Raw genomic sequence first — 20,245 nt, 5'->3', positions numbered from 1 at the left:
CTAGATTTGCCCGCTCCTGGCAAAACTCACATGACGGTGCGAGATGCGTACGTTGGCCTTACTGAAGTAGTCAGCGCAAAAGAAGCTGTGGGTCGAGTTTCTGCCGAAAGTGTGGCTGCTTATCCGCCTGGAATTCCAAATCTGCTCCCAGGTGAGGAAATTTCTGCGGAGGTTATTGAATTTCTCCAGGCAACGGTAAATGCTCCCTATGGACATGTCCGAGGTGGCGCTTCTGCGGACATGAACGCCTTTCGGGTTGTCCGCGCTTAGTACTAAAGAACTGGTAGGTAGCGATCTAACTCGTACGAAGTAACTTGCGCCTCGTATTCGTGCCACTCTGCACGCTTGTTGCGTAAGAAAAATTCAAAAACATGTTCACCAAGCGTTTCGGCAACTAAATCGCTACGCTCCATTGCCGAGATTGCTTCGCCGAGTGAACGCGGCAGATGTGTGATTCCCATAGCTTCGCGCTCAGCATCGGTTAACGACCAGACATTGTCTTCTGCCTCTGGTGGCAATTCATACTTTTCTTCTATGCCCTTTAAGCCAGCGGCTAACACGACAGCAAACGCTAGGTACGGATTGCAGGCCGAATCGATTGATCGAAATTCAATGCGCGTTGAATTACCTTTAGTTGGCTTGTACATCGGAATGCGCACCAATGCTGAACGATTGTTATGTCCCCAGGAGACATAAGAAGGAGCTTCATCGCCAGCGCCGAGTCGCTTGTAAGAGTTCACCCACTGATTCGTAATCGCCGTGAACTCCGGTGCATGCTTCAGGATTCCGGCAATGAAATGTCGACCAACAGCGCTTAGTTGGTATGGGGCACCTTCTTCATAAAATGCGTTGCGATCGTCCTCAAAAAGCGACATGTGCGTGTGCATACCTGACCCGGGGAAATTGGCGAATGGTTTTGGCATAAACGAGGCATAAACATCCTGCGACAGAGCAACATCTTTCATTACCACCCGGAAAGTCATAATGTTGTCCGCTGTCGTTAGCGCATCGGCGTAACGAAGATCAATTTCTTGCTGGCCAGGTGCACCCTCATGATGGCTGTACTCGACTGAGATACCCATGGCTTCCAGCATGGTGATTGCTTGTCGGCGAAAATCGTAACCAGTTGCACTTGGTGAATGGTCGAAGTAGCCAACATCATCGACTGGAATTGGTTGCTGGCCAGGCACTGGTGCCTCTTTAAATAAGAAGAACTCGATCTCTGGGTGGGTGTAGCAGGAGTATCCCATCTCAGCTGCTTTAGTTAGGACTCGCTTTAGCACATTGCGCGGATCTGCATCTGCAGGCTGTCCATCGGGCATGACGATGTCACAGAGCATACGCGCTACACCGTTATGTTCGCCTCGCCATGGAAGGAGTGCAAAGGTTTCTGGATCTGGTTTTGCCAACATGTCTGACTCGGAAATTCGAGCAAAACCTTGAATTGCAGAACCGTCAAAACCTATGCCTTCTTCGAAAGCGCCCTCAAGCTCAGCTGGCGCAATAGCAACCGTCTTCAACATGCCCAGTACGTCGGTGAACCAGAGGCGCACAAAACGAATGTCGCGCTCTTCGATGGTGCGCAATACGAAGTCAGTCTGCTTATTCATAGTTACATTATGGTTAGCCCGTGTTACCAATGTGTTAAGAAATCAGGGTTATTAGCGGGCAAGTAGGCTAGGACTATGCCAAATATCCGCCTAGCACTTGCGCAAGTTAACCCTGTTGTTGGCGATTTAGCTGGAAATGCTGACCTAGCCCTGCAGGCGGTTAAGTCCGCCTACGAACAGGGTGCGCAGATTGTTGCTCTACCCGAAATGCTGATCACAGGCTACCCCGTTGAAGATTTAGCACTACGGCCGTCTTTTCAGTTGGCCAGTGAACGGCAAGCGCACAGTCTGGCAAAGCAACTGGAAGCTGATGGTCTAGGCGAAGCATTAGTTTTCGTTGGCTTTCTAAAAGGCACCACTTCAACGGATTCGATAACTCTTGGCGTTCCTCGCGGAGCGCCCATGAACTGTGCAGCCGTAATTCATCGGGGCGAAATAGTTGCCCAATACGCAAAGCACCATTTGCCTAACTACGGCGTATTTGATGAATATCGGTACTTTGTGCCAGGAAATCAAACCCTAGTTGTGCGGGCATTTGGCACTGACATTGCATTGGCGATCTGCGAAGACCTTTGGCAGGACGGTCAGCACATGGCAAACATTAGTGCTACAGGCGCGAGTTTGCTTTTAGTTCTTAATGGCTCCCCTTATGAGCGCGATAAAGATGATGTTCGTTTTGAATTAGTTAGCAAGCGTGCCATGCAATGTCAGATGCACGTTGCCTATGTCAACATGGTTGGTGGTCAAGATGAATTGGTTTTTGAAGGCGACTCGATAATCGTCGATCCAGCCGGTTCAATCGTCGCCCGTGCCGGCCAATTCGAGTCTGAAATTTTATTGGCCGATCTAGATCTGAAACCCACAAGTAGCCAGGCAGTGCTACCAGATGGGGAAAAAGTTGTTCAAGTAGAGACTTTACCGGCAGAAAAGCTAGCTGGACTTGAGCAATTAACTACGGGCCGATTAGATCGAAACGCCGAAACCTACGCTGCACTAGTACTTGGATTACGCGACTACGTGAATAAAAACAATTTCAAATCAGTCATCCTAGGCTTATCCGGCGGAATCGATTCAGCGGTTGTTGCAGCAATTGCGGTGGATGCGTTAGGGCCAGATCGAGTTCATGCTGTTGCACTCCCGTCCGAATTCTCCTCTGAGCACTCGGTAGCAGATGCGCAAGAACTCGCAACTCGCACTGGGCTAAATTTTCGCATCGTGCCAATTAAGCCGATGGTCGCAAGCTATCTCTCTGAACTAGGATTTACCGGCGTTGCCGAAGAAAATCTTCAGGCGCGAGTTCGTGGCACAACATTGATGGGACTTTCAAATCAGGAAGGACATTTGGTGTTGGCCACTGGCAACAAGAGTGAACTAGCGGTTGGCTACTCCACCATTTATGGGGATGCAGTTGGCGGCTACGCTCCGATTAAAGACCTCTTCAAAACAGATGTTTGGGAAATTGCAAAGTGGCGAAATCAAGAAGCGGCCAGACAAGGTCTCATTCCGCCCATTCCCGAGAACAGTATTGAAAAACCTCCCAGTGCTGAATTGCGTCCAGGTCAATTAGATACAGACTCGTTGCCTGACTACCAAGAACTGGATGGGATTCTGCGCGCCTATGTTGAAGAAGACGTGAGTGCCTCAGACATAGTAAAAATGGGCTATGCGGCGGATACCGTTGAACGCATTATCCGATTGATAGATCGCGCAGAATACAAGCGCAGGCAATACCCACCCGGCGCCAAAGTCTCTCGTCGGGCCTTTGGGCGCGACCGACGCCTACCCATGACAAATCTTTGGCAAGAGTAACGATAATTAGATAGTTCACCAGCTCTGGAATAGGCTTAAAGTGTCCGGAGACTGGCATCCAGCTTCGAGATCGGAGCCTAAAAGTGTCTATTTCCCGTGGGGAACATTCTTTGTACGGTGGTAACCAACACCGCAGAATCACAACTGCCGATTTGTTGTCGGCAAAACAAGGCGGCCAGAAGTGGCCAATGATTACCTGTTACGACGCGCTTACTGCTGGAATTTTTGATGAAGCTGGATTCCCAGTCCTGCTTGTTGGCGATTCTGCTGCCATGGTGGTCTATGGATTTTCATCTACGCTGCCAGTGACAACCAACATGTTAATTCCACTAGTCGCTGCAGTGGAACGAGGCAGCAAACGAGCACTAGTTTTGGCAGATCTGCCATTTGGCTCGTACCAAGAGTCGCCAAGCCAAGCTTTGGCGACGGCGACTCGATTTATGAAAGAAGGAAATGCCCACGCAGTAAAGATCGAGGGTGGGGTTCGGATGGCGCAAACCGTCCGAGCGTTAACCGAGGCAGGCATTGCAGTTTTCGGCCATATCGGCCTGACGCCACAATCGGTCCATCAGTTAGGTGGCTATCGAGTTCAGGGGCGCGGAGCTGATGCACAGAAATTACTAGACGATGCCCTTGCGCTACAAGAAGCCGGTGCCTGTGCAGTAGTGCTCGAGGTCGTGCCAGCACAACTTGCTGAGGAAATCACAGACAGTTTGCAGATTCCAACGATTGGGATTGGCGCCGGCCCAGGTACGGATGCCCAGGTAATTGTTTGGCAAGATTTACTCGGCCTGACCACTGGACCACTACCAAAGTTTGTCCAACCATTTGCCTCATTAGGCAGTGAAGTTAAACAAGCCAGCCAAAACTGGGCCGAAGCTGTTGTTTCTGGTCATTATCCAGGTCCGGAAAACACTTACAACTAAATTTGAAGCCACAGTTTAAATTTGCGATCGCTAAAACAGGATAAGTAGGCCAGACTCGGGCAGAATGACCTGTGTGACTTCGGCGGCGCAGGATAGGCGAAAATCTACCTGGCGAATTGATGTCAGCCCTTTACGAAATAATCCGCAGTACCGATTACTTTGGACCAGCTCGACGATTACCGGATTCGGCTCACTCTTTACCTACGTTGCGCTTCCATATCAAGTTAAACAACTCACTGATTCGTATTTAGCCGTTGGTCTACTGGCTGTTTTGGAAATTGCTCCGCTAATCATCTTTGGACTTTATGGTGGTGTGCTAGCCGATGCTCGCGATCGACGAACAATTGCAATTATTACTGAGGTCCTATTTTTAACTTCAGTGCTCTTCCTTGCTGTCAATGCCCATTTGGATCAACCAATGCTCTGGCCGATTTATGTACTTGCACTCGTTATGGCTTCTCTAGATGGAATTCAACGACCATCATTAGATGCGATCATTCCAAGAGTTGTCCCGCGTGAGCAGATGGCGGCTGCAAGTGCCTTAAGTGGATTAACCCGAAATGCCAACTTTATTCTTGGGACTTCCCTTGGCGGCATAGTTGTAACCAGCATGAGTGCAGAGGCATCATATGCAATTGATTCATTAACCTTCTTGGTTTCGGCAATAATCATTGTTCGACTACCAAAGATTCCGCCGACTAACGAACATCAGAAGCCAACACTTAAAGCAGTAAGCGAAGGGGCTACTTACGCCTGGTCGCGCAAGGACTTGTTGGGCAGTTATCTAATTGATACAACGGCAATGGTTTTTGCTTTTCCCAATGCACTCTTTCCATTTCTCGCCGACTCATTCAACTCGCAGTCGGCTTTAGGTTTGCTTTACTGCGCAGGATCTGTAGGCGCGCTCATTGCGTCTGCTACTAGCGGTTGGACATCACGAATTAATCGACACGGCTTAGGAATAATTTGGGCTGCAGGTATTTGGGGTGTTGGCATCGCAATAGTTGGTCTTGGCAATTCACTTCCGGTTGCATTAATTGGCCTGGCAATCGCTGGTGGTGCAGACATGGTAAGCGTGATATTCCGAAATCTGTTGTGGAATGCAACCATCCCAGATCACTTGCGCGGGCGATTAGCGAGTATTGAATTACTTTCATACTCAGTTGGTCCACAACTGGGACAAATGCGCGCAAGTTTCTCTGCGCAATTTTTCGGGCTGAGAAAAGCATTTATATCAGGAGGAATTCTTTGTGTTGTTGCAGTTCTAGCTTGCGCAAATTCATTGCCAGCACTGAAAAAATACGATGCTCGTACTAGTGAATTCGTTATTGACGAAAAAAATAATTAGTTTCTAGCAATCTTTTAAATTTCGTTATCAAAGAAGTCTAAAAAAATTTTCCGACACGCCGAGTCAGAAACATTGCAATTTTGCAGACAACTGTTAAAAATTCTGCCACGCTATTACTTAAGAACTTTCGGGCAGGCCGAAAGTGCCCACCTCAAGGAGGAACTGTGGCTGTAAAGAAAGCCCCAGCTCGCAAGACCGCTGCGAAGAAGGCACCAGCTAAGAAGGCTGCTGCTAAGAAGGCTCCAGCCAAGAAGAAGGCTGTTGCTAAGAAGGCTGCACCTAAGAAGGCAGCTAAGAAAGTAGCTAAGAAGGCAGCACCTAAGAAGGCTGCTAAGAAAGCTGCACCTAAGAAGAAGGCAGCTCCTAAGAAGGCCGCCAAGAAGGCTGCACCTAAGAAGAAGGCAGCTCCTAAGAAGGCCGCCAAGAAGGCTGCACCTAAGAAGGCTGCTAAGAAGGCTGCTCCTCGCAAGAAGGCAGTTAAGAGAGTAGCTAAGAAGAAGTAACTTCCTCACTCTTAAAGTAGACCCCGTGCCCAGTTTGGGTGCGGGGTCTACTCTTTATTTAATTTTCGCCTTGGCCGAGCACAACGACTTGGCACTTTGCTCCCCACACTTAGACTTGAGGTGTGCCTGCACCAATCGGAACCTTAAAACCTGGAACACTATCGCCAATGCGTGAAGTTCCCAAATCTGTAGTGCGACCTGAATACGTTGGCAATAAATCGCCCAAACCTTACACGGGATCTGAGGTAAAGGATTCGGAGACCATCGAGAAGATGCGAATCGCCGGTCGAATTGCCGCGCAGGCTCTGCAAATTGTTGGCGCTGCGATTGTGCCAGGAACTACCACCGACGAGCTTGACCGCATCGGTCATGAATTTCTCTGCGATCAACAGGCTTACCCATCCACTTTGGGCTACCGCGGGTTTCCAAAATCCATGTGTACTAGTTTGAATGAAGTAATCTGTCACGGGATTCCAGATTCAACCATCGTCCAGGATGGCGATATCGTAAACATAGACATAACTGCATACATTCATGGCGTGCACGGTGACACCAATGCCACATTTTTGGCAGGTACGGTCGACGAAGAATCAAGACTGCTGGTGGAGCGAACAGAAGAGTCCTTGCGCAGAGCAATCGCTGCCGTTGCCCCTGGTCGACCAGTAAATGTGATTGGTCGAGTTATTGAGTCGTACGCAAAACGATTTGGCTACGGGGTTGTTCGTGATTTCACCGGCCACGGGATTGGCACTGCATTTCACAGTGGACTGGTCATCCCTCACTACGACAGTGCGCACTATGACACCATTTTGGAAGAAGGCATGACTTTCACTATCGAGCCCATGCTGACCCTGGGTACCTATAAATGGGACATGTGGGAAGATGGTTGGACAGTAGTTACCAAAGACCGCAAGCGCTCGGCCCAATTCGAACACACCCTTGTGGTAACCGGTGAGGGCGCAGAAATCCTGACACAGGTATGATTTCTTACGTGCCTAAACACGCCTTTTTGCATGATGTTGTAACTTTGTCCGTCGATGTCGGCGGAAGTGGAGTCAAGGCTGCCCTTCTTGATGCCGACGGCAACATGATAAGCGAGCGGGTTCGATTTGAAACTCCCTACCCCTGCACTCCTGAGGTGCTCCTGGGCGAGATTGGGAAGATTGCGCAGGCACTTCCTGGCTTTGGTCGCATCACTGTCGGATTCCCGGGCTTGGTTCGTGGCGGTCGTGTTTACAACATTCCATCCTTTTCAAAAAGCACGTTGGAAGGTGAGGTAGATCCGAATCTGGTCAAGGCTTGGAAAGAATTTGACCTTGAGTCAGCGTTAAACAAACAATTCAGTGCACCAGTCAGAGTTGCCAACGATGCTGATGTCCAAGGTTGTGCAGTAATTAAAGGAAAAGGTCTTGAGTTTGTAATGACTCTGGGCACCGGGTGCGGCACTGCAATGTTTTTTGATGGACACCTACTTCCCCACCTCGAATTGGGACATGCGCCATTTCGAAAGGGAAACACATTTGAGGAGCAAATTGGCAATGCGGCTAGGCGCGAGGCCGGCAAAGAGCGCTGGGTAACCAGAGTTGCAAAAGCCATTGATGCTTTCGATCGATTCTTATTCTTTGACCATATTTACATCGGTGGCGGGAATGCTCGACTGCTAGAAGGTTACGACTTTGGTCCTAAAGTCACAATTGTTGAAAATACTGCAGGAATTCTAGGTGGCATAGCCATTTGGGAGCGCGACTAAGTCCTGCCGTCGCAGCCAGCCGAGAGTAAACTGCAAACATGACTCGGTGGCTTAGTGCAGACCAGCAGCGTATATGGCGTGACTGGTTAACCACTTCTGAACTTTTGGATCACATACTTAATAGTGAGCTACAAGCGTCGCATGGCCTATCGCTGGGAGACTACGAAATATTGGTCCGTCTCTCTGAAAGCCCGAAACGCCGAATCAGAATGAGTGAACTTGCAGAAAAAGTGCTAATTTCACGCAGTCGGCTCTCTCATCAAATTGACCGGATGCAAGAGGCTGGGCTGGTAGATCGTCAAATTTGTGACGATGATCGCCGCGGTCAGTTTGCCGTTCTTACTGACCACGGCTGGAAAGCACTTGTTTCTGCTGCCCATGTTCACGTATCTGGAGTGCGCAACCATTTTGTGGATATCCTCACCGACGCTGAATACGCTGCCCTTGGTCGAGCAGTTAAAAAGCTGGCTGCTTATTTGGATGATGGCAATGAAACCTCTAAAGCGAAATGACGCAGGACTAAATACGTGACTTTTAGTTTTGAAATAGAGAAAGAACTTGCCCCTGCTGATCCTAAGCTCAAACCCCTAGGTAGAGCAGGTGTGATCCGCACCCCGCATGGTGACATTCAAACGCCAGCATTCATTCCCGTTGGCACCAAAGCAACAGTTAAGTCAGTTATTCCAGAGCTAATGCGTGATTTAGGTGCACAGGCGCTGCTTGCCAATGCTTACCATCTTTATTTGCAACCTGGACCTGAACTTGTTGATGCTGCCGGCGGAGTCAGCAAGTTCATGAATTGGAATGGTCCGACATTTACCGACAGTGGTGGTTTCCAAGTATTGAGTTTGGGTGTTGGATTCAAAAAAGTATTAGCCATGGAAACTGACACTGTGCAGTCTGATGACGTGATTGCAGATCACAAAGAGCGGCTAGCTCATGTTGACGATGATGGTGTGACTTTCAAGTCACACATCGACGGAAGTATGCATCGCTTTACTCCAGAATTTTCAATGCAGGTGCAACATCAACTTGGTGCAGACATCATGTTTGCCTTTGATGAGTGCACTACCCTTCTCAACACTCGGGAATACCAAGTGAAGTCCCTCGAGCGCACCAGGCTCTGGGCGCTTCGCTGCATCGCTGAGCATCAGCGACTAACGATTGAACGTAGTCACAGGCCCTACCAGGCCTTATTCGGCGTGATTCAAGGTGCTCAGTACGAAGATCTGCGCCGACAGGCTGCTGGTGACTTAGCAGCCATGGCGTTTGATGGCTTCGGCATTGGAGGAGCCTTAGACAAACACAAATTGGCGACTATCGTGCGCTGGGTAAGTGAGGAATTGCCTGAGCAGAAGCCAAGACACCTGCTTGGCATTGGCGAACCGGAAGATATTTTTGTTGGCGTTGAGTCAGGCGCTGACACCTTTGACTGCGTTGCACCATCGCGGGCCGGGCGCAATAGTGCCGTTTACAGTTTGGATGGTCGCTTTAACCTTTCGAATGCACGGTTCAGGGATTCATTTGAACCTTTGGTTGCTGATTGTGACTGTTACACCTGTAAAAATTACACCCAGGCATACCTGCATCACTTGATAAAAGCAAAGGAACTTCTCGCCGCTACCTTGCTAACCGTGCACAATGAGCATTTCGTCGTGGGACTTGTGGCCAAAATTCGCCAAGCGATCATCGATGACACATACTACGAATTGAAGTCGGAATTCTTCGCACGCTACCCGCGCTTGGCTGCAAACTAAAGCCTTCCTTAGGTAAATTTCAAAACTATCCGTGCTAATTTAGAGACGGCAAGAAACGAAGCCTCGTGGATTGACAAAAGTAAAAACTTATTGGCCATTCAGGAGGCGCAGTGTCTGAAGATGCATTTGCCTCGGCTAGCCAAGTTCAAATTTCATTCGAGTTCTTCCCGCCTAAAGACGAAGCCGGCCAGCAAAACTTGGCGGCAACCGTAAGCGCCTTACAGAATTTCAAGCCGGAATTCGTTTCGGTCACTTATGGTGCTGGTGGCACAACCAGAGATAGGTCGCTTGCCACAGCTAGCAACATTCGCAGTACCACAGCAATTCCAACCGTCGGACATCTAACGTGTGTGGGAGCGACTCGCGATGAATTAGTTAGCCAAATTAGGGAATTCGAAGCAGGCGGCTTAGATGCAATCCTTGCCCTGCGTGGCGATCCAGTCGGCGGTCCGGCCGCTGCCTGGACGAGCACCAAAGATGGCCTAAATCACGCCGACGAACTAGTACAACTTGTAAGTTCGGTAAGTTCGCTGCCAGTTGGAGTAGCCGCTTTCCCTGACATTCATCCTGCGTCCAATGGCAATCTGGAACAGAACATTAACGTGCTACTTCGAAAGGAGGAATTGGGAGCAACATTTGCGATTACCCAGTTCGTATTTGCAAGTGACCGGTACGAGAAGTTGCTAGAAGAACTGGCTCATCGAGGTTCAAAGTTGAAGGTCTATCCAGGCATCATGCCGGTAACTAGTTACCTACAGATAGTGCGAATGCTCGAGCTAAGTGGTGGGCACATGCCAACTGCCACTCGATTGAGATTTGCTCGATTCCAGAACGACCCCGATTCAATTAAAGCTCTAGGGATAGATGTGGCCAGCCAGATTTGCGAAGAAGTTTATGCCCTCGGCGCACCAGGTCTACATTTCTATACGTTAAATCAAGCGGAGCCCACAAAAACAATTCTCTCGAATCTGACAATGCTTAGCTAATAGCCCAACTTCTAAAGCACTTTAGACAGGAATGTCTTTGTGCGTTCGTGTTGTGGGTTAAGCAGCACGTCCGCAGGCTTTCCCGATTCGACAATCACTCCGTTGTCCATAAATACGAGTGCATCAGCCACCTCACGCGCGAAACCCATTTCATGCGTGACCACGATCATGGTCATGCCAGACTCGGCTAATTCGCGCATCACATCTAGGACTTCTCCAACAAGTTCTGGGTCAAGAGCTGATGTAGGCTCATCAAAAAGCATCAACTTTGGATCCATCGCCAGTGCTCTAGCTATTGCGACACGCTGCTGTTGGCCACCAGATAGGTGAGCTGGGTAGGAATCGTATTTACTCGCCAAGCCAACCCGACTGAGTAATTCTTTTCCGCGCTTTATCGCCTCAGCCTTCGCCACTTTTTTTACTCGAATCGGTGCTTCAATGACATTTTCTAGCGCGGTTAGATGTGGAAAAAGGTTAAACTTCTGAAACACCATTCCGATTTCACGTCTTTGTGCAGCTGCTTCCCGAGGCTTTAACTCATGCAGTCGATCGCCACTCTCGCGGTAGCCAATTAACTCGCCATCGACGTATAGGCGTCCTGCGTTTACCACTTCCAAGTGGTTGATACATCGCAAGAATGTTGACTTGCCCGATCCTGATGGACCAACCAGACACAAAACTTCACCAGGTGAAACATTTAGAGAAACGCCTTTAAGCACTTCATTAGCACCGAAATTTTTCCGAACTTTCTCCGCCTTAACCATGTACTGCTGATTCATCAACCACCACCTAGTCCTTCGAGTGGCTGGTCTTGAACCTGTAGTCCCATATGGGCGTATCCCCTGGCAAACCTTCGCTCTAGGAAGTACTGCAAAACCATCAAGAAGGAGGTGAACACTAAGTACCAAGTTGAAGCTACGAGCAATAACGGAACTGGCTTATATGTGTTAGCCGAGATGTCTCGGGTGGCCATGTAAAGGTCAATGGTTAAGGGGATTGCGGTAACCAAAGAGGTGGTCTTGAGCATGGAAATAACTTCATTGCCGGTCGGCGGGATAATAATCCGCATGGCTTGTGGAATGATGATGCGCCGCATCGACAGGCCCCAGCCCATGCCAAGCGCTTTGGCTGCCTCTTCTTGACCGCGGTCAACAGATAGCAGGCCAGCTCGGACGATTTCTGCCATGTATGCCGATTCATTGAGGGTCAGACCAATAACCGCAAGCACAAACAACGAAAGGTTATTTATAGATGGGATGGTGGCTAAGTCGCCTACGAACGGCAAGCCAAAGGTTATCGATGGATAAACAGTGGATAGCAATCCCCAGAACACCAATTGCACATAAACCGGCGTGCCTCGGAAAAACCAGATGAAGGTCCAGGCTACTGATTTAAGAATGGGGTTTGGGGACTGGCGCATAACTGCCAGAACAATCCCGAGCAACACCGCAAATACCATGGCGTAAGCGGTCAACTGAAGTGTTACCAACACTCCACTCAGGACTCGATGATTGAAGAGGTACTTGCTGAAAGTTGGCCAATCGTAGATTTCTCTGTGCGATGCATCCACCAAAAACGCGACCAGGCCGATGAGTAAAAATACTGCAAAAATGTTTCGCAAGGGATGGCGAAGGGCAATTGCTTTAATCGTTTCTTCGCTCAAGTCAGAATGCAGGTCCGCCGATTGCGAACCTGCATTCTGATTGGAATCTGAAGTCAATTCAGGGTTTACTTTCCGTTGATGGTGATTGAATCCACGGCACCCGCAGTGACTCCCCATTTGTCAAGGATCTTGGTGTAAGTACCATCATCCTGCAATTGGGTAAGGGCATCCTTTAAGGAATTTGCAAGTTCGGTGTTTCCTTTTTTAACTGGAATTCCATACAGCACCACATCAAACGGATTGCCAATTAGGTCTAATTTGTCAGCATTTTGCTTGACGGCGTACTGAGTAATTGGTGAATCGGCACTCATGGCATCGGCCCGGCCACTAGCTGCGGCCTGAGTTGCCATCGCCTGGTCATCAAAGCCCAATGATTGAATCGCAGCCTTGCCGGCATCAGTGCAAGCTTTGGAGCGCGCCTTCACATCGTCAACAGCAGTAGTTGCGTTTTGCACAGCTACGGTCAAGCCACAGGCATTTTCAGGATCAACGGTCTTGCCCTTTGCGCTTGCCCACTGTAGCCCAGCGCTGTAGTAGTTAACAAAGTCAACTTGCTTTTGGCGTTCTGGAGTATCTGAGAACGAAGAAAGACCGGCATCGTATTTGCCGCCTGTCACGCCAGGAATAATGGTGTCGAAGCCAGCAATTTTGAATACTGCGGTTTTGCCCAACTTTTTCGCAATTGCATCGCCAAGTTCAACTTCCCAACCAATCGGTTTTCCGTTATCGTCCTTGAATTCGTTTGGCGCGTAGGTGGCATCAACGCCAAATGTGATAGTTCCACCGGCGCTTGTCTTATTTGAACACCCAGTAAGGCTGATGGCTGTCACCAATGCGATAACCGCCAACATTCTAGTTACTTTCATCTGAATACCTTCTTCTAGTTGAGAGAGTTTGGTCTAGAAGTGGTCAGCAAATTCACTCCTATTGCCTTGATGCTACTGAGTTTAAGTTTGCTTTGTGCTACAAACCCAATAGGAATTTGGGTGAAATTGAATCGGTCAGCGCTACCCCATGATTCGCGTTGCCAGCCAATAGAAATAAGGGATTCCCAGCACCAAATTAAAGGGAAAAGTGACCCCCAAACTGGCTAAAATCGGCAGGGATTTACTAGCCTGCGGTAAGGCAATTCCAACAGCTGCTGGGGCCGCGATGTATGAAGCGCTCGCACAAAGAATGCCCAACAGGACAGCGCCCCCGACCGACATGCCCGTAAGCTGTCCGGCAAGTACTCCAGCTGAGCCAGCGATAACTGGGAATAGTAAGGCGAAGCCAAGATACATCACCCCTGCCTCCTTGACTTGTTTGAACTGGCCACCGGCCAAATACCCCAGGTGTAGCAAAAATAGTGCCAGCAATCCTTGCTTTAGATCGTCAAAGAATGGTGAGACTTTCGCATACCCTTTTTCACCACTGATTGCTCCAACCAACAGTCCACCGGCCATCAGCAGGACGGTCTTGCCAAGAACAATCTCTTTGATGGACTCTCCCCAAGACACACCTATCTGTAAATGGCGGCTACCGAGGTAAATACCTACTACGAGTCCGGGGATTTCCATAACAGTGAGCAGAGTTGCGGCATAGCCGTTGTACTTAATTTGATTCGCTTCTAAAAACATCAAGGCGGCAGTAAATGTAACAAGTGAGGTAGATCCATAGTGCGCCGCGATTGCGCCGCGATTAAGTTCGTCGATTTTAGTAACTAACCGCAGAGTAAAGAAGGCGATTATTGGGATCAAGATGCCCAAGAACACTGTTGCTAATAGCGGCTTTGACAGTTCGCCGAAGTTTGAGTTGTCAAGCTGTACGCCACCTTTTAGGCCTATGCCAAAAAGCAGGTACATCGAAATGCCTTGATAAACGGCATCGGGCAGTTGCAGATTGCTCTTCAACCGAGAAGCAACTGCTCCTAAGAAAAAGGCCAAGACGGCGATTGAGGTCAAATTACTTGCCGCAATGGAGGTTGCTGACACGCGGGTAGGTCCTTTCAGATGCTGGTACTTGGAACAGAATACCTGTAATTTTTTTCAGGTGTCAAATTTCGTGATAATTTCTACGTATTATGGTACGCTGACTTCATGGCAAACAATGCGTATGTTCCAACTGGTGAATCCGGCGCCAAGCAATGGACTTTCTTGTCTAACCACGGGCATGTATTGATTTTCCTAGCCCAAAATCCGCAAGCTCGAATTCGCGACATAGCTGCCGCTGTTGGCATAACGGAACGCTCGGCCCAAATTATCCTCGCGGACTTGGAGGCAGCAGGTTACTTAACCAAAATAAAGGTCGGTCGCCGAAATGAATACACGATTGAAGCCGACATGAAATTCCGCCATCCATCTGAATCACACAAGACCATTAAGTCGCTGCTAGAAATCTTTGGCTAACGAGCTTGCTAGCTTGCAGCAGAAACCAAATACTTCTCGATCAACTTGCTCAACTCTTGAACATCTAAAACGCCAGAAGCAGCATCAATAACCATTTCGTATGCCTGGTCGTGATTGAAGGACAAGTCGTATCCATTCATTAGGCAAAAGACTCGACTGCTCGCCCAGGCTAGGCGCTTATTTCCATCTATTAGTGCGTGATTTCTCGCGACCGACTGCAACAAGGCAGCTACTTTCTCTGAAAAGTTCGGATAAGCATCTTCGCCAAAAACTGTTGTCTGGGGCCGGTTCGCAGCAGATTCTAGAAGTCCGATGTCTCGAATTCTAAAATCTGCAATTACTTCATTTCCGATGTGAATTAAATCCTGAAGCGATAAATAGTCAATTTTCTTGGTCATTGCCCCAGCCGATCAAGGAGGTCTTTGTCTTCACTCAACACTCGCTCAATCGCAGACTTCATACGTAAATCTCGCCGTGAAATGTACTCATCGATGGCAGTCAGAGCGGCCTCTTGCATTGAGATCCCCTCTTGGGATGCCAATTTCCGAAGTGCGTCTGATTGCTCATCAGAAAGCCGAAGGTTCATAGCCATGTCGAAATGGTACCACAGTGGTACCAGAACCTGTCAACAACTCAATTAAGCCAATGTTCAGGCGTTGGATCAGTTAACCCTTGAATTTGCGAATCTCTTGAGGCCAGTCGGTCCGCAAGCCGGATTCTGTGTTAGTCGAAGCTAACGGTAATCATCCATCTGCGATCGATGCTGCCAACGATTTGTTGCACCCTACCTGCAGACGTCTGGCGGGCCGTCACGTGCACTGGATCTGAAGGTCACATTAGGCCTTGCTTCTAGTTCTATCTTGATGTATCTTGATAATTCAAGATAAAGATTGGAGCCTGCAATGACGGTGCATCGTGAAAAGTTTTCGAGCCAGTTAGACCCAGAGGTGCTCACGGCAGTTCGCGAATTTGCCCAGGCAAATGGGCGGCAATTTCAATCGGTTTTAGAGCAAGCACTTTCCGAATTTCTAGATCGGCAGTTAACCAACCGGCCTAGAAATCACGTGATGGAAGCTTTGGGCTTAAGCATTGATGAATTTTCGGAACTCTACGAGAAACTCGCTCAATAACGATGACGGATTACCTGACCGTCCCAGAAGCTATCGCAATTCACCAGATACTAATTCGCAAGTTTGGCGGCAGTGATGGGATTCGTGACATGGGCGCACTTGAATCCGCGATGATGCGTCCGCAAACCGGCTATTACGATGACTTAATCTTTGAGGCGGCAGCACTTTTTGAGAGTTTGGCAATTAATCACCCATTCATCGATGGCAATAAGCGAGTGGCGTTTGCCGTAGTTGACACATTTTTGCGAATTAATGGATTGCGCATAAATCAAACCAGCGCCGAGATTTATTCAAGAATGATTGAGATGTTTGAAACGGGAACTTTCACTTTAAGCAATCTTGAACCTTGGTTACGTAGAATAACCAAACCTATTAAGTAACTTTGTTCAGCTGTTGACTTTTGCCACACGAAAATTCGGGCTGGGATGCAGTCATTTACTTGGTTATTGGGAAAATCCGCCAATAGGTAATACAGCGCCAGATCCACTCAAGCGGTCCGAAACCAAATTTCGATAGCCATAGCCGGCTGACCAGAATTTGAGTTACAAACAGAACAACAGAGATCAAGAGCACTTGTGGTCCACTTAACTGCATCGCTAGACCAAAGCCCCATCCATAGGCAAGCCCAGTAAGAATTAACGACTGGGTCAGGTAATTGGTCAATGCCATTCGCCCAACAGTGGCGAATCCAATAAACAATTTTCGATTTGGGTTTCTTAAGTAAGCAAGGGTCATGGCGGCGGCATACCCGAGACACAGAATCGGCCCTGCTAAATATTGATCTTCAATAATCGCGACCAACGCGCTTGTTGCCGGCAGGAACTTGGTGGCAAGCACGATTAGCAGCATGAGCGAAAACCCTAGAGACAAACCCCAGAACCGAATTCTCTTGAGAAGTTCTGACTTTTGTGGCAACTCTCGAATGAAGTTACTTCTCCCCAAGTAAAGGCCAATCAAAAACATTGCTAGCACGGTTGGAATCCTCGAGAGTAATAATGGCAGCAGATCCATATATGACTGCACTCTTACTGAGGTAGCCTCAAAGAATCCACTTTCCACCAGCTTCTGAGTTGCCGCAGTGTTGGCAAACTCCTGCGCCAAACTTTGGTCACTTTGACTTAAAGCCTCTGCGCCAGCTTCAGTTAATCGAACTACTAATGTGGTGCAGAACACTAGGAACACCAGAACGCCTGGTACGGCCAATAGCCCAATCACCCAGCGACGGATTGTCCGATTACTACAAGTTCGAAATGCAATCAGAATGCTGCCAGTGATTGCGTAGATAACCAGAATGTCGCCATCCCAGAGCAAGGCGATGTGTAAGAGTCCAAATACCAAAAGTCCAATCATTCTCCGTGAAATTCGCGGAATAAACGCGGTACCTTGACGCTCTGCACTCTGAATTTGAATCGCAAAACCAATGCCAAATAAGAGTGAGAACAGCGTAAAAAATTTGGACTCAACGAAAAACAAAATTGCGTCTTGAAGGAGGCGATCGATTGACGGAATGTCAATGGTAAATGCCGGTGTTGATCCTTTAACTGCAAGAATCGACATCGCATTAATGATTAATATGCCAGCGAGTGCAAATCCGCGAAGAACATCCAGAATCTGCATGCGTTCGAGACTTGGCGTTTTTGTGTTTTCTATTTCCATTGACTGGAATTCTTTGCTCTTTGTCAGCTGAGTTACTGAAAGTTTTAACTAGCCAAATATGCCACGTTGCTTTGTATGTTGCATTTCGAGGTTTAGAACATTCAGGCAAAGCGAGAGAACCACGTTCAGCTTCGCAGTTCAGATTTGATTACAAGTTGTTTTCTTTGCGGAAAAAGGCAACTAAGGCATTGGCGTGACCGTGGCCCATTTCAAAGTTTTCTTTCAGGTGCGCGACCTGCTCCATGTGCGCTAAATTCTTAACCTTCTTGAGTTCGTTCAACCAGAAGTCAATCGGCTTTCCGTACTTCTTTTCGATTGACGGAAAGTAGGATGCAGGTCCCATAACTTTCTTTTCGCTCATTGTTAAATTGTAACGCTGGTCGCCAAAACTACTCCCCTGGCAAATGCGTGCAACATGAGATTTACCGTTCGCGCCGGTACTTCTAGTCTGCGTTTGTGAAGCAGAAGTAGAACTACATTTAACCTTTGAATTTGCGAATCTCTTGCGGCCAACCACAGGCAACTCCAACTTTGGCACCCCACATTTTTGCTTCCTCATCTGTGGCCACATTAATTATGGTTAGACCACCAAGGAATTCCCCAGATGTGGTTATTGGCCCACCTACCGAGCCAGCATCGTCTGCGCCGCATGCCAATTCGATCTCTTCCTCAAGGCCGCCAGCAAAAACCAGAACACCGGCTTCTTTCATCTCGTCCACTACCGCTCGAGCCAGTGGGCCACGACGTTCGTACCATTGGGCTGGATGATCCCCAACCCATTGTTGATTGAAATAAATTATGTAATTCGCCATGCTCGCAACTCTAGTGGTGATTAGTGATTAACCGAGCGAAGAGAAAATCGCGCAATGTGAAGAAGGCGAGTCGGCCTATAAGCCGGATTCTGTGCCAGCCGAAACTGACGGTAATCATCCATCTGCGATCGCTGTTACCAACGACCTCTTGCAACCTACCCGCAGGCGTATGACGGGCCGTCACCTGCACTGGACCCGAAGGTCACTCTTGGTCTTGCTCCGAGTGGGGTTTACCTAGCCGCTTGCGTCACCGCATGCGCTGGTGAGCTCTTACCTCACCGTTTCACCCTTACCGATTGCTCGGCGGTTTACTTTCTGTTGCACTTTCCCGTGGGTCACCCCAGGTGGATGTTATCCACCACTCTTGCCCTATGGAGTCCGGACTTTCCTCGACAATTGCTTGCCGCGATTACCCGGCCGACTCGCCAAAATAAGCGTAATTGAAATGCTGAAAAATGGGTAACCTCGTAAAAAGATTTGAGGTGGAAAAGGTGAGGCCCCCATGCGATACATGAGGGCCTCGTTGCCCAGTATCTAGCCGCGTAATTGGGCGAGCGGTTCAGCAGCTGAAGGGATTTCTACCGTGATGCTTCTAGCCCAAGTGCGTCCCGAGACTTGGCTACCTCTATTTGTAACGGCTGGAAACCTAACCCGCAATCGGTTTTATTGAAATTTTGCCGAATTCACAGACATTTTGGCCAATATAAGTGTCTTTATATCAAAATCAGAAGTTGCGAATAATTACGCCTGAGCCGCCAGCCAGATGCTCATCTAGGGCCTGGTTTGCTAAAGCATCTGCGGCTTTGTTGTCTTCTCGGGGAATCCAAGTGTAAGTGACATTGCTAAATGGCAGAATTTCTCGAGCCACCATCGCCAATTCACGTAAGCCAGCATTTTTTATTGCCCAACGGCCACTCATTTGTTCAACGACGAGCTTGCTGTCCATGCGCACCTCGACTATCGCTTGCGCATCTATGGCAGCAACAGCTTCTAGGCCAGCGATGAGGCCACGATATTCGGCAACATTATTTGTGGCATGACCCAGTACTCCGCCTATTTCGGCTACGAGTCCGCCTGTCTGGGCATTGCGAACTACCGAGCCAAAGGATGCATGGCCAGGATTTCCTCGACTAGCTCCATCAGCCTCGACAATGAAATGCGTCACAGACCAGACTCCGAAGTGCGAACTAAGATTCGACGACACTCCTCACAACGAACTACAGTTTCAGCCGGAAGATGTCTGATGCGATCTACTTCGGTGGCATCGAGTGAAATGTGGCAACCCTGACAGGCCCCGCGATGAAGTAAAGCTGCACCAACTCCACCGAGGTCAACACGCACCTTGTCGTAGAGCGCTAGTAACTCAGAATCTAAGGTGCTTGCAAGTTGAGTTCGAGCCGAAGTCTCGGCGTCTATCAAAGCGTCGATGTCAGCGAACTCATCGTCGCGGGACTTTGTGACCTGTTCGAGTTCTGTAATAGTTTCGGCAACCTGCGCCTCTATTTCGAGCTGAGCTGTTCGGGCCTGTTCGAGTTGTTCCATAATTTCTAGTTCGACATCTTCAAGTTCGACTTGTCGCTTGCGCAGTGACTGAATTTCATGCGCGAGTGCTTCGAGATCTTTGGGGCTCGATACTGCACCAGAATCTAGACGTTGCTGATCGCGTTCTGCGCGCTGGACCACTTGTTGCACATCGTTATCGGCCTTAGCTTGTGCAAGGCAGATGTCTGAGATTTCCGTCTTGATGGCCACTAATTTCAACTGCAAGCTGCCTAATTTGGCTTCCAGATCTAGTCCCTGGGAGATTTGCGGCAGGTTTGCACGGCGATGACTCAGCTGAAGCAATGTGGTGTCGTGATGCTGAACCTCAAGCAAGGTTGCCTGCTGTTGAGAACTTGCCTGAATAGC

At 48.8% G+C, this 20,245-nt stretch carries 25 protein-coding genes and 1 other RNA gene; 13 read left to right on the top strand and 13 right to left on the bottom strand.

The window, feature by feature from the left end:
- Positions 1 to 270: amino acid decarboxylase (locus tag EBS36_05675; GenBank protein NBU32638.1), on the top strand; the 270-nt coding region annotated here is incomplete at its 5' end.
- Between the two features lie 2 nt (positions 271 to 272).
- On the opposite strand, the gene glnA is transcribed toward EBS36_05675, so the two are convergent.
- Entirely contained in the window at positions 273 to 1,610 is a 1,338-nt protein-coding gene (glnA, locus tag EBS36_05670; protein NBU32637.1) for a type I glutamate--ammonia ligase, read from the bottom strand.
- Positions 1,611 to 1,685: 75 nt separating this feature from the next.
- Between glnA and EBS36_05665 the strand changes: the two genes are divergently transcribed.
- From EBS36_05665 to EBS36_05625, 9 genes are all read left to right on the top strand, one after another.
- Positions 1,686 to 3,419: an NAD+ synthase gene (locus EBS36_05665; GenBank protein NBU32636.1), complete on the top strand. Its 1,734-nt coding sequence runs from the start codon at positions 1,686 to 1,688 to the stop codon at positions 3,417 to 3,419.
- A gap of 83 nt (positions 3,420 to 3,502) precedes the next feature.
- Positions 3,503 to 4,345 carry a 3-methyl-2-oxobutanoate hydroxymethyltransferase gene (gene panB / locus EBS36_05660; GenBank protein NBU32635.1) on the top strand — a complete coding sequence of 281 codons (843 nt, stop codon included), beginning with the start codon at positions 3,503 to 3,505 and terminating at the stop codon, positions 4,343 to 4,345.
- Between the two features lie 64 nt (positions 4,346 to 4,409).
- The gene (locus tag EBS36_05655) at positions 4,410 to 5,693 is read left to right on the top strand and encodes an MFS transporter (GenBank protein ID NBU32634.1); all 1,284 of its coding nucleotides are present in this window, start codon (positions 4,410 to 4,412) and stop codon (positions 5,691 to 5,693) included.
- A gap of 164 nt (positions 5,694 to 5,857) precedes the next feature.
- Positions 5,858 to 6,196, top strand: a complete 339-nt coding sequence (locus EBS36_05650; protein NBU32633.1) for a histone — start codon at positions 5,858 to 5,860, stop codon at positions 6,194 to 6,196.
- Positions 6,197 to 6,363: 167 nt separating this feature from the next.
- A complete protein-coding gene (gene map, locus EBS36_05645; GenBank protein NBU32632.1) occupies positions 6,364 to 7,179 on the top strand; it encodes a type I methionyl aminopeptidase in 816 nt (271 codons plus the stop codon).
- Entirely contained in the window at positions 7,176 to 7,946 is a 771-nt protein-coding gene (locus EBS36_05640; GenBank protein NBU32631.1) for an ROK family protein, read from the top strand. The genes map and EBS36_05640 overlap by 4 nt, the downstream gene beginning before the upstream one ends.
- A 38-nt stretch (positions 7,947 to 7,984) precedes the next feature.
- On the top strand, positions 7,985 to 8,458 hold the full coding sequence (locus EBS36_05635; protein NBU32630.1) for a MarR family transcriptional regulator: 474 nt from the start codon (positions 7,985 to 7,987) through the stop codon (positions 8,456 to 8,458).
- Positions 8,459 to 8,491: 33 nt separating this feature from the next.
- Positions 8,492 to 9,703, top strand: a complete 1,212-nt coding sequence (gene tgt, locus EBS36_05630; protein NBU32629.1) for a tRNA guanosine(34) transglycosylase Tgt — start codon at positions 8,492 to 8,494, stop codon at positions 9,701 to 9,703.
- A 110-nt stretch (positions 9,704 to 9,813) separates the two neighbouring features.
- On the top strand, positions 9,814 to 10,689 hold the full coding sequence (locus tag EBS36_05625; GenBank protein NBU32628.1) for a 5,10-methylenetetrahydrofolate reductase: 876 nt from the start codon (positions 9,814 to 9,816) through the stop codon (positions 10,687 to 10,689).
- Between the two features lie 11 nt (positions 10,690 to 10,700).
- Here EBS36_05625 and EBS36_05620 read toward each other — a convergent pair whose 3' ends face one another.
- From EBS36_05620 to EBS36_05605, 4 genes are all read right to left on the bottom strand, one after another.
- A complete protein-coding gene (locus tag EBS36_05620) occupies positions 10,701 to 11,453 on the bottom strand; it encodes an amino acid ABC transporter ATP-binding protein (protein NBU32627.1) in 753 nt (250 codons plus the stop codon).
- A 14-nt stretch (positions 11,454 to 11,467) separates the two neighbouring features.
- A complete protein-coding gene (locus tag EBS36_05615; GenBank protein NBU32626.1) occupies positions 11,468 to 12,469 on the bottom strand; it encodes an amino acid ABC transporter permease in 1,002 nt (333 codons plus the stop codon).
- A complete protein-coding gene (locus EBS36_05610) occupies positions 12,418 to 13,203 on the bottom strand; it encodes an ABC transporter substrate-binding protein (protein ID NBU32625.1) in 786 nt (261 codons plus the stop codon). The genes EBS36_05615 and EBS36_05610 overlap by 52 nt, the downstream gene beginning before the upstream one ends.
- Before the next feature lie 156 nt (positions 13,204 to 13,359).
- The gene (locus tag EBS36_05605; protein ID NBU32624.1) at positions 13,360 to 14,325 is read right to left on the bottom strand and encodes a sodium-dependent bicarbonate transport family permease; all 966 of its coding nucleotides are present in this window, start codon (positions 14,323 to 14,325) and stop codon (positions 13,360 to 13,362) included.
- Between the two features lie 105 nt (positions 14,326 to 14,430).
- Here EBS36_05605 and EBS36_05600 point away from each other — a divergent pair, with 105 nt between their 5' ends.
- Positions 14,431 to 14,739 carry a MarR family transcriptional regulator gene (locus tag EBS36_05600; protein NBU32623.1) on the top strand — a complete coding sequence of 103 codons (309 nt, stop codon included), beginning with the start codon at positions 14,431 to 14,433 and terminating at the stop codon, positions 14,737 to 14,739.
- 8 nt (positions 14,740 to 14,747) lie between these two features.
- Here the strand turns inward: EBS36_05600 and EBS36_05595 are convergent, their stop codons facing one another.
- Both EBS36_05595 and EBS36_05590 read right to left on the bottom strand, forming a co-directional pair.
- Positions 14,748 to 15,125, bottom strand: coding sequence for a type II toxin-antitoxin system death-on-curing family toxin (locus tag EBS36_05595; protein NBU32622.1), 378 nt, complete (start codon positions 15,123 to 15,125; stop codon positions 14,748 to 14,750).
- A gap of 8 nt (positions 15,126 to 15,133) precedes the next feature.
- Positions 15,134 to 15,331, bottom strand: a complete 198-nt coding sequence (locus tag EBS36_05590) for a DNA-binding protein (GenBank protein ID NBU32621.1) — start codon at positions 15,329 to 15,331, stop codon at positions 15,134 to 15,136.
- 310 nt (positions 15,332 to 15,641) lie between these two features.
- Between EBS36_05590 and EBS36_05585 the strand changes: the two genes are divergently transcribed.
- The gene (locus EBS36_05585) at positions 15,642 to 15,869 is read left to right on the top strand and encodes a hypothetical protein (GenBank protein NBU32620.1); all 228 of its coding nucleotides are present in this window, start codon (positions 15,642 to 15,644) and stop codon (positions 15,867 to 15,869) included.
- A gap of 2 nt (positions 15,870 to 15,871) precedes the next feature.
- Complete coding sequence (locus EBS36_05580; GenBank protein ID NBU32619.1) at positions 15,872 to 16,249, top strand: type II toxin-antitoxin system death-on-curing family toxin; 378 nt, start codon at positions 15,872 to 15,874, stop codon at positions 16,247 to 16,249.
- Positions 16,250 to 16,304: 55 nt separating this feature from the next.
- Here EBS36_05580 and EBS36_05575 read toward each other — a convergent pair whose 3' ends face one another.
- The 6 genes from EBS36_05575 to EBS36_05550 all read right to left on the bottom strand — a co-directional run bounded on the left by EBS36_05575 (position 16,305) and on the right by EBS36_05550 (position 20,242).
- A complete protein-coding gene (locus EBS36_05575; GenBank protein ID NBU32618.1) occupies positions 16,305 to 17,525 on the bottom strand; it encodes a DUF418 domain-containing protein in 1,221 nt (406 codons plus the stop codon).
- Positions 17,526 to 17,673: 148 nt separating this feature from the next.
- The gene (locus EBS36_05570) at positions 17,674 to 17,886 is read right to left on the bottom strand and encodes a DUF4287 domain-containing protein (GenBank protein NBU32617.1); all 213 of its coding nucleotides are present in this window, start codon (positions 17,884 to 17,886) and stop codon (positions 17,674 to 17,676) included.
- 118 nt (positions 17,887 to 18,004) lie between these two features.
- Positions 18,005 to 18,337 carry a hypothetical protein gene (locus EBS36_05565; protein ID NBU32616.1) on the bottom strand — a complete coding sequence of 111 codons (333 nt, stop codon included), beginning with the start codon at positions 18,335 to 18,337 and terminating at the stop codon, positions 18,005 to 18,007.
- A gap of 62 nt (positions 18,338 to 18,399) precedes the next feature.
- Positions 18,400 to 18,762: RNase P RNA component class A (rnpB, locus tag EBS36_05560), an RNA gene on the bottom strand.
- 299 nt (positions 18,763 to 19,061) lie between these two features.
- Positions 19,062 to 19,502 (bottom strand): reverse transcriptase-like protein, encoded by a 441-nt coding sequence (locus EBS36_05555; GenBank protein ID NBU32615.1) that lies wholly within the window; start codon positions 19,500 to 19,502, stop codon positions 19,062 to 19,064.
- Complete coding sequence (locus EBS36_05550; protein ID NBU32614.1) at positions 19,499 to 20,242, bottom strand: hypothetical protein; 744 nt, start codon at positions 20,240 to 20,242, stop codon at positions 19,499 to 19,501. Before EBS36_05550 ends, EBS36_05555 begins: the two co-directional genes overlap by 4 nt.
- Between the last annotated feature and the right edge of the window lie 3 nt (positions 20,243 to 20,245).

This window comes from Actinomycetota bacterium (assembly GCA_009923495.1).
Taxonomy (GTDB): Bacteria; Actinomycetota; Actinomycetes; order S36-B12; family UBA5976; genus UBA5976.
Note: the sequence above shows the minus strand (reverse complement) of the source record. Positions and strands in the feature narration are given on the sequence as shown.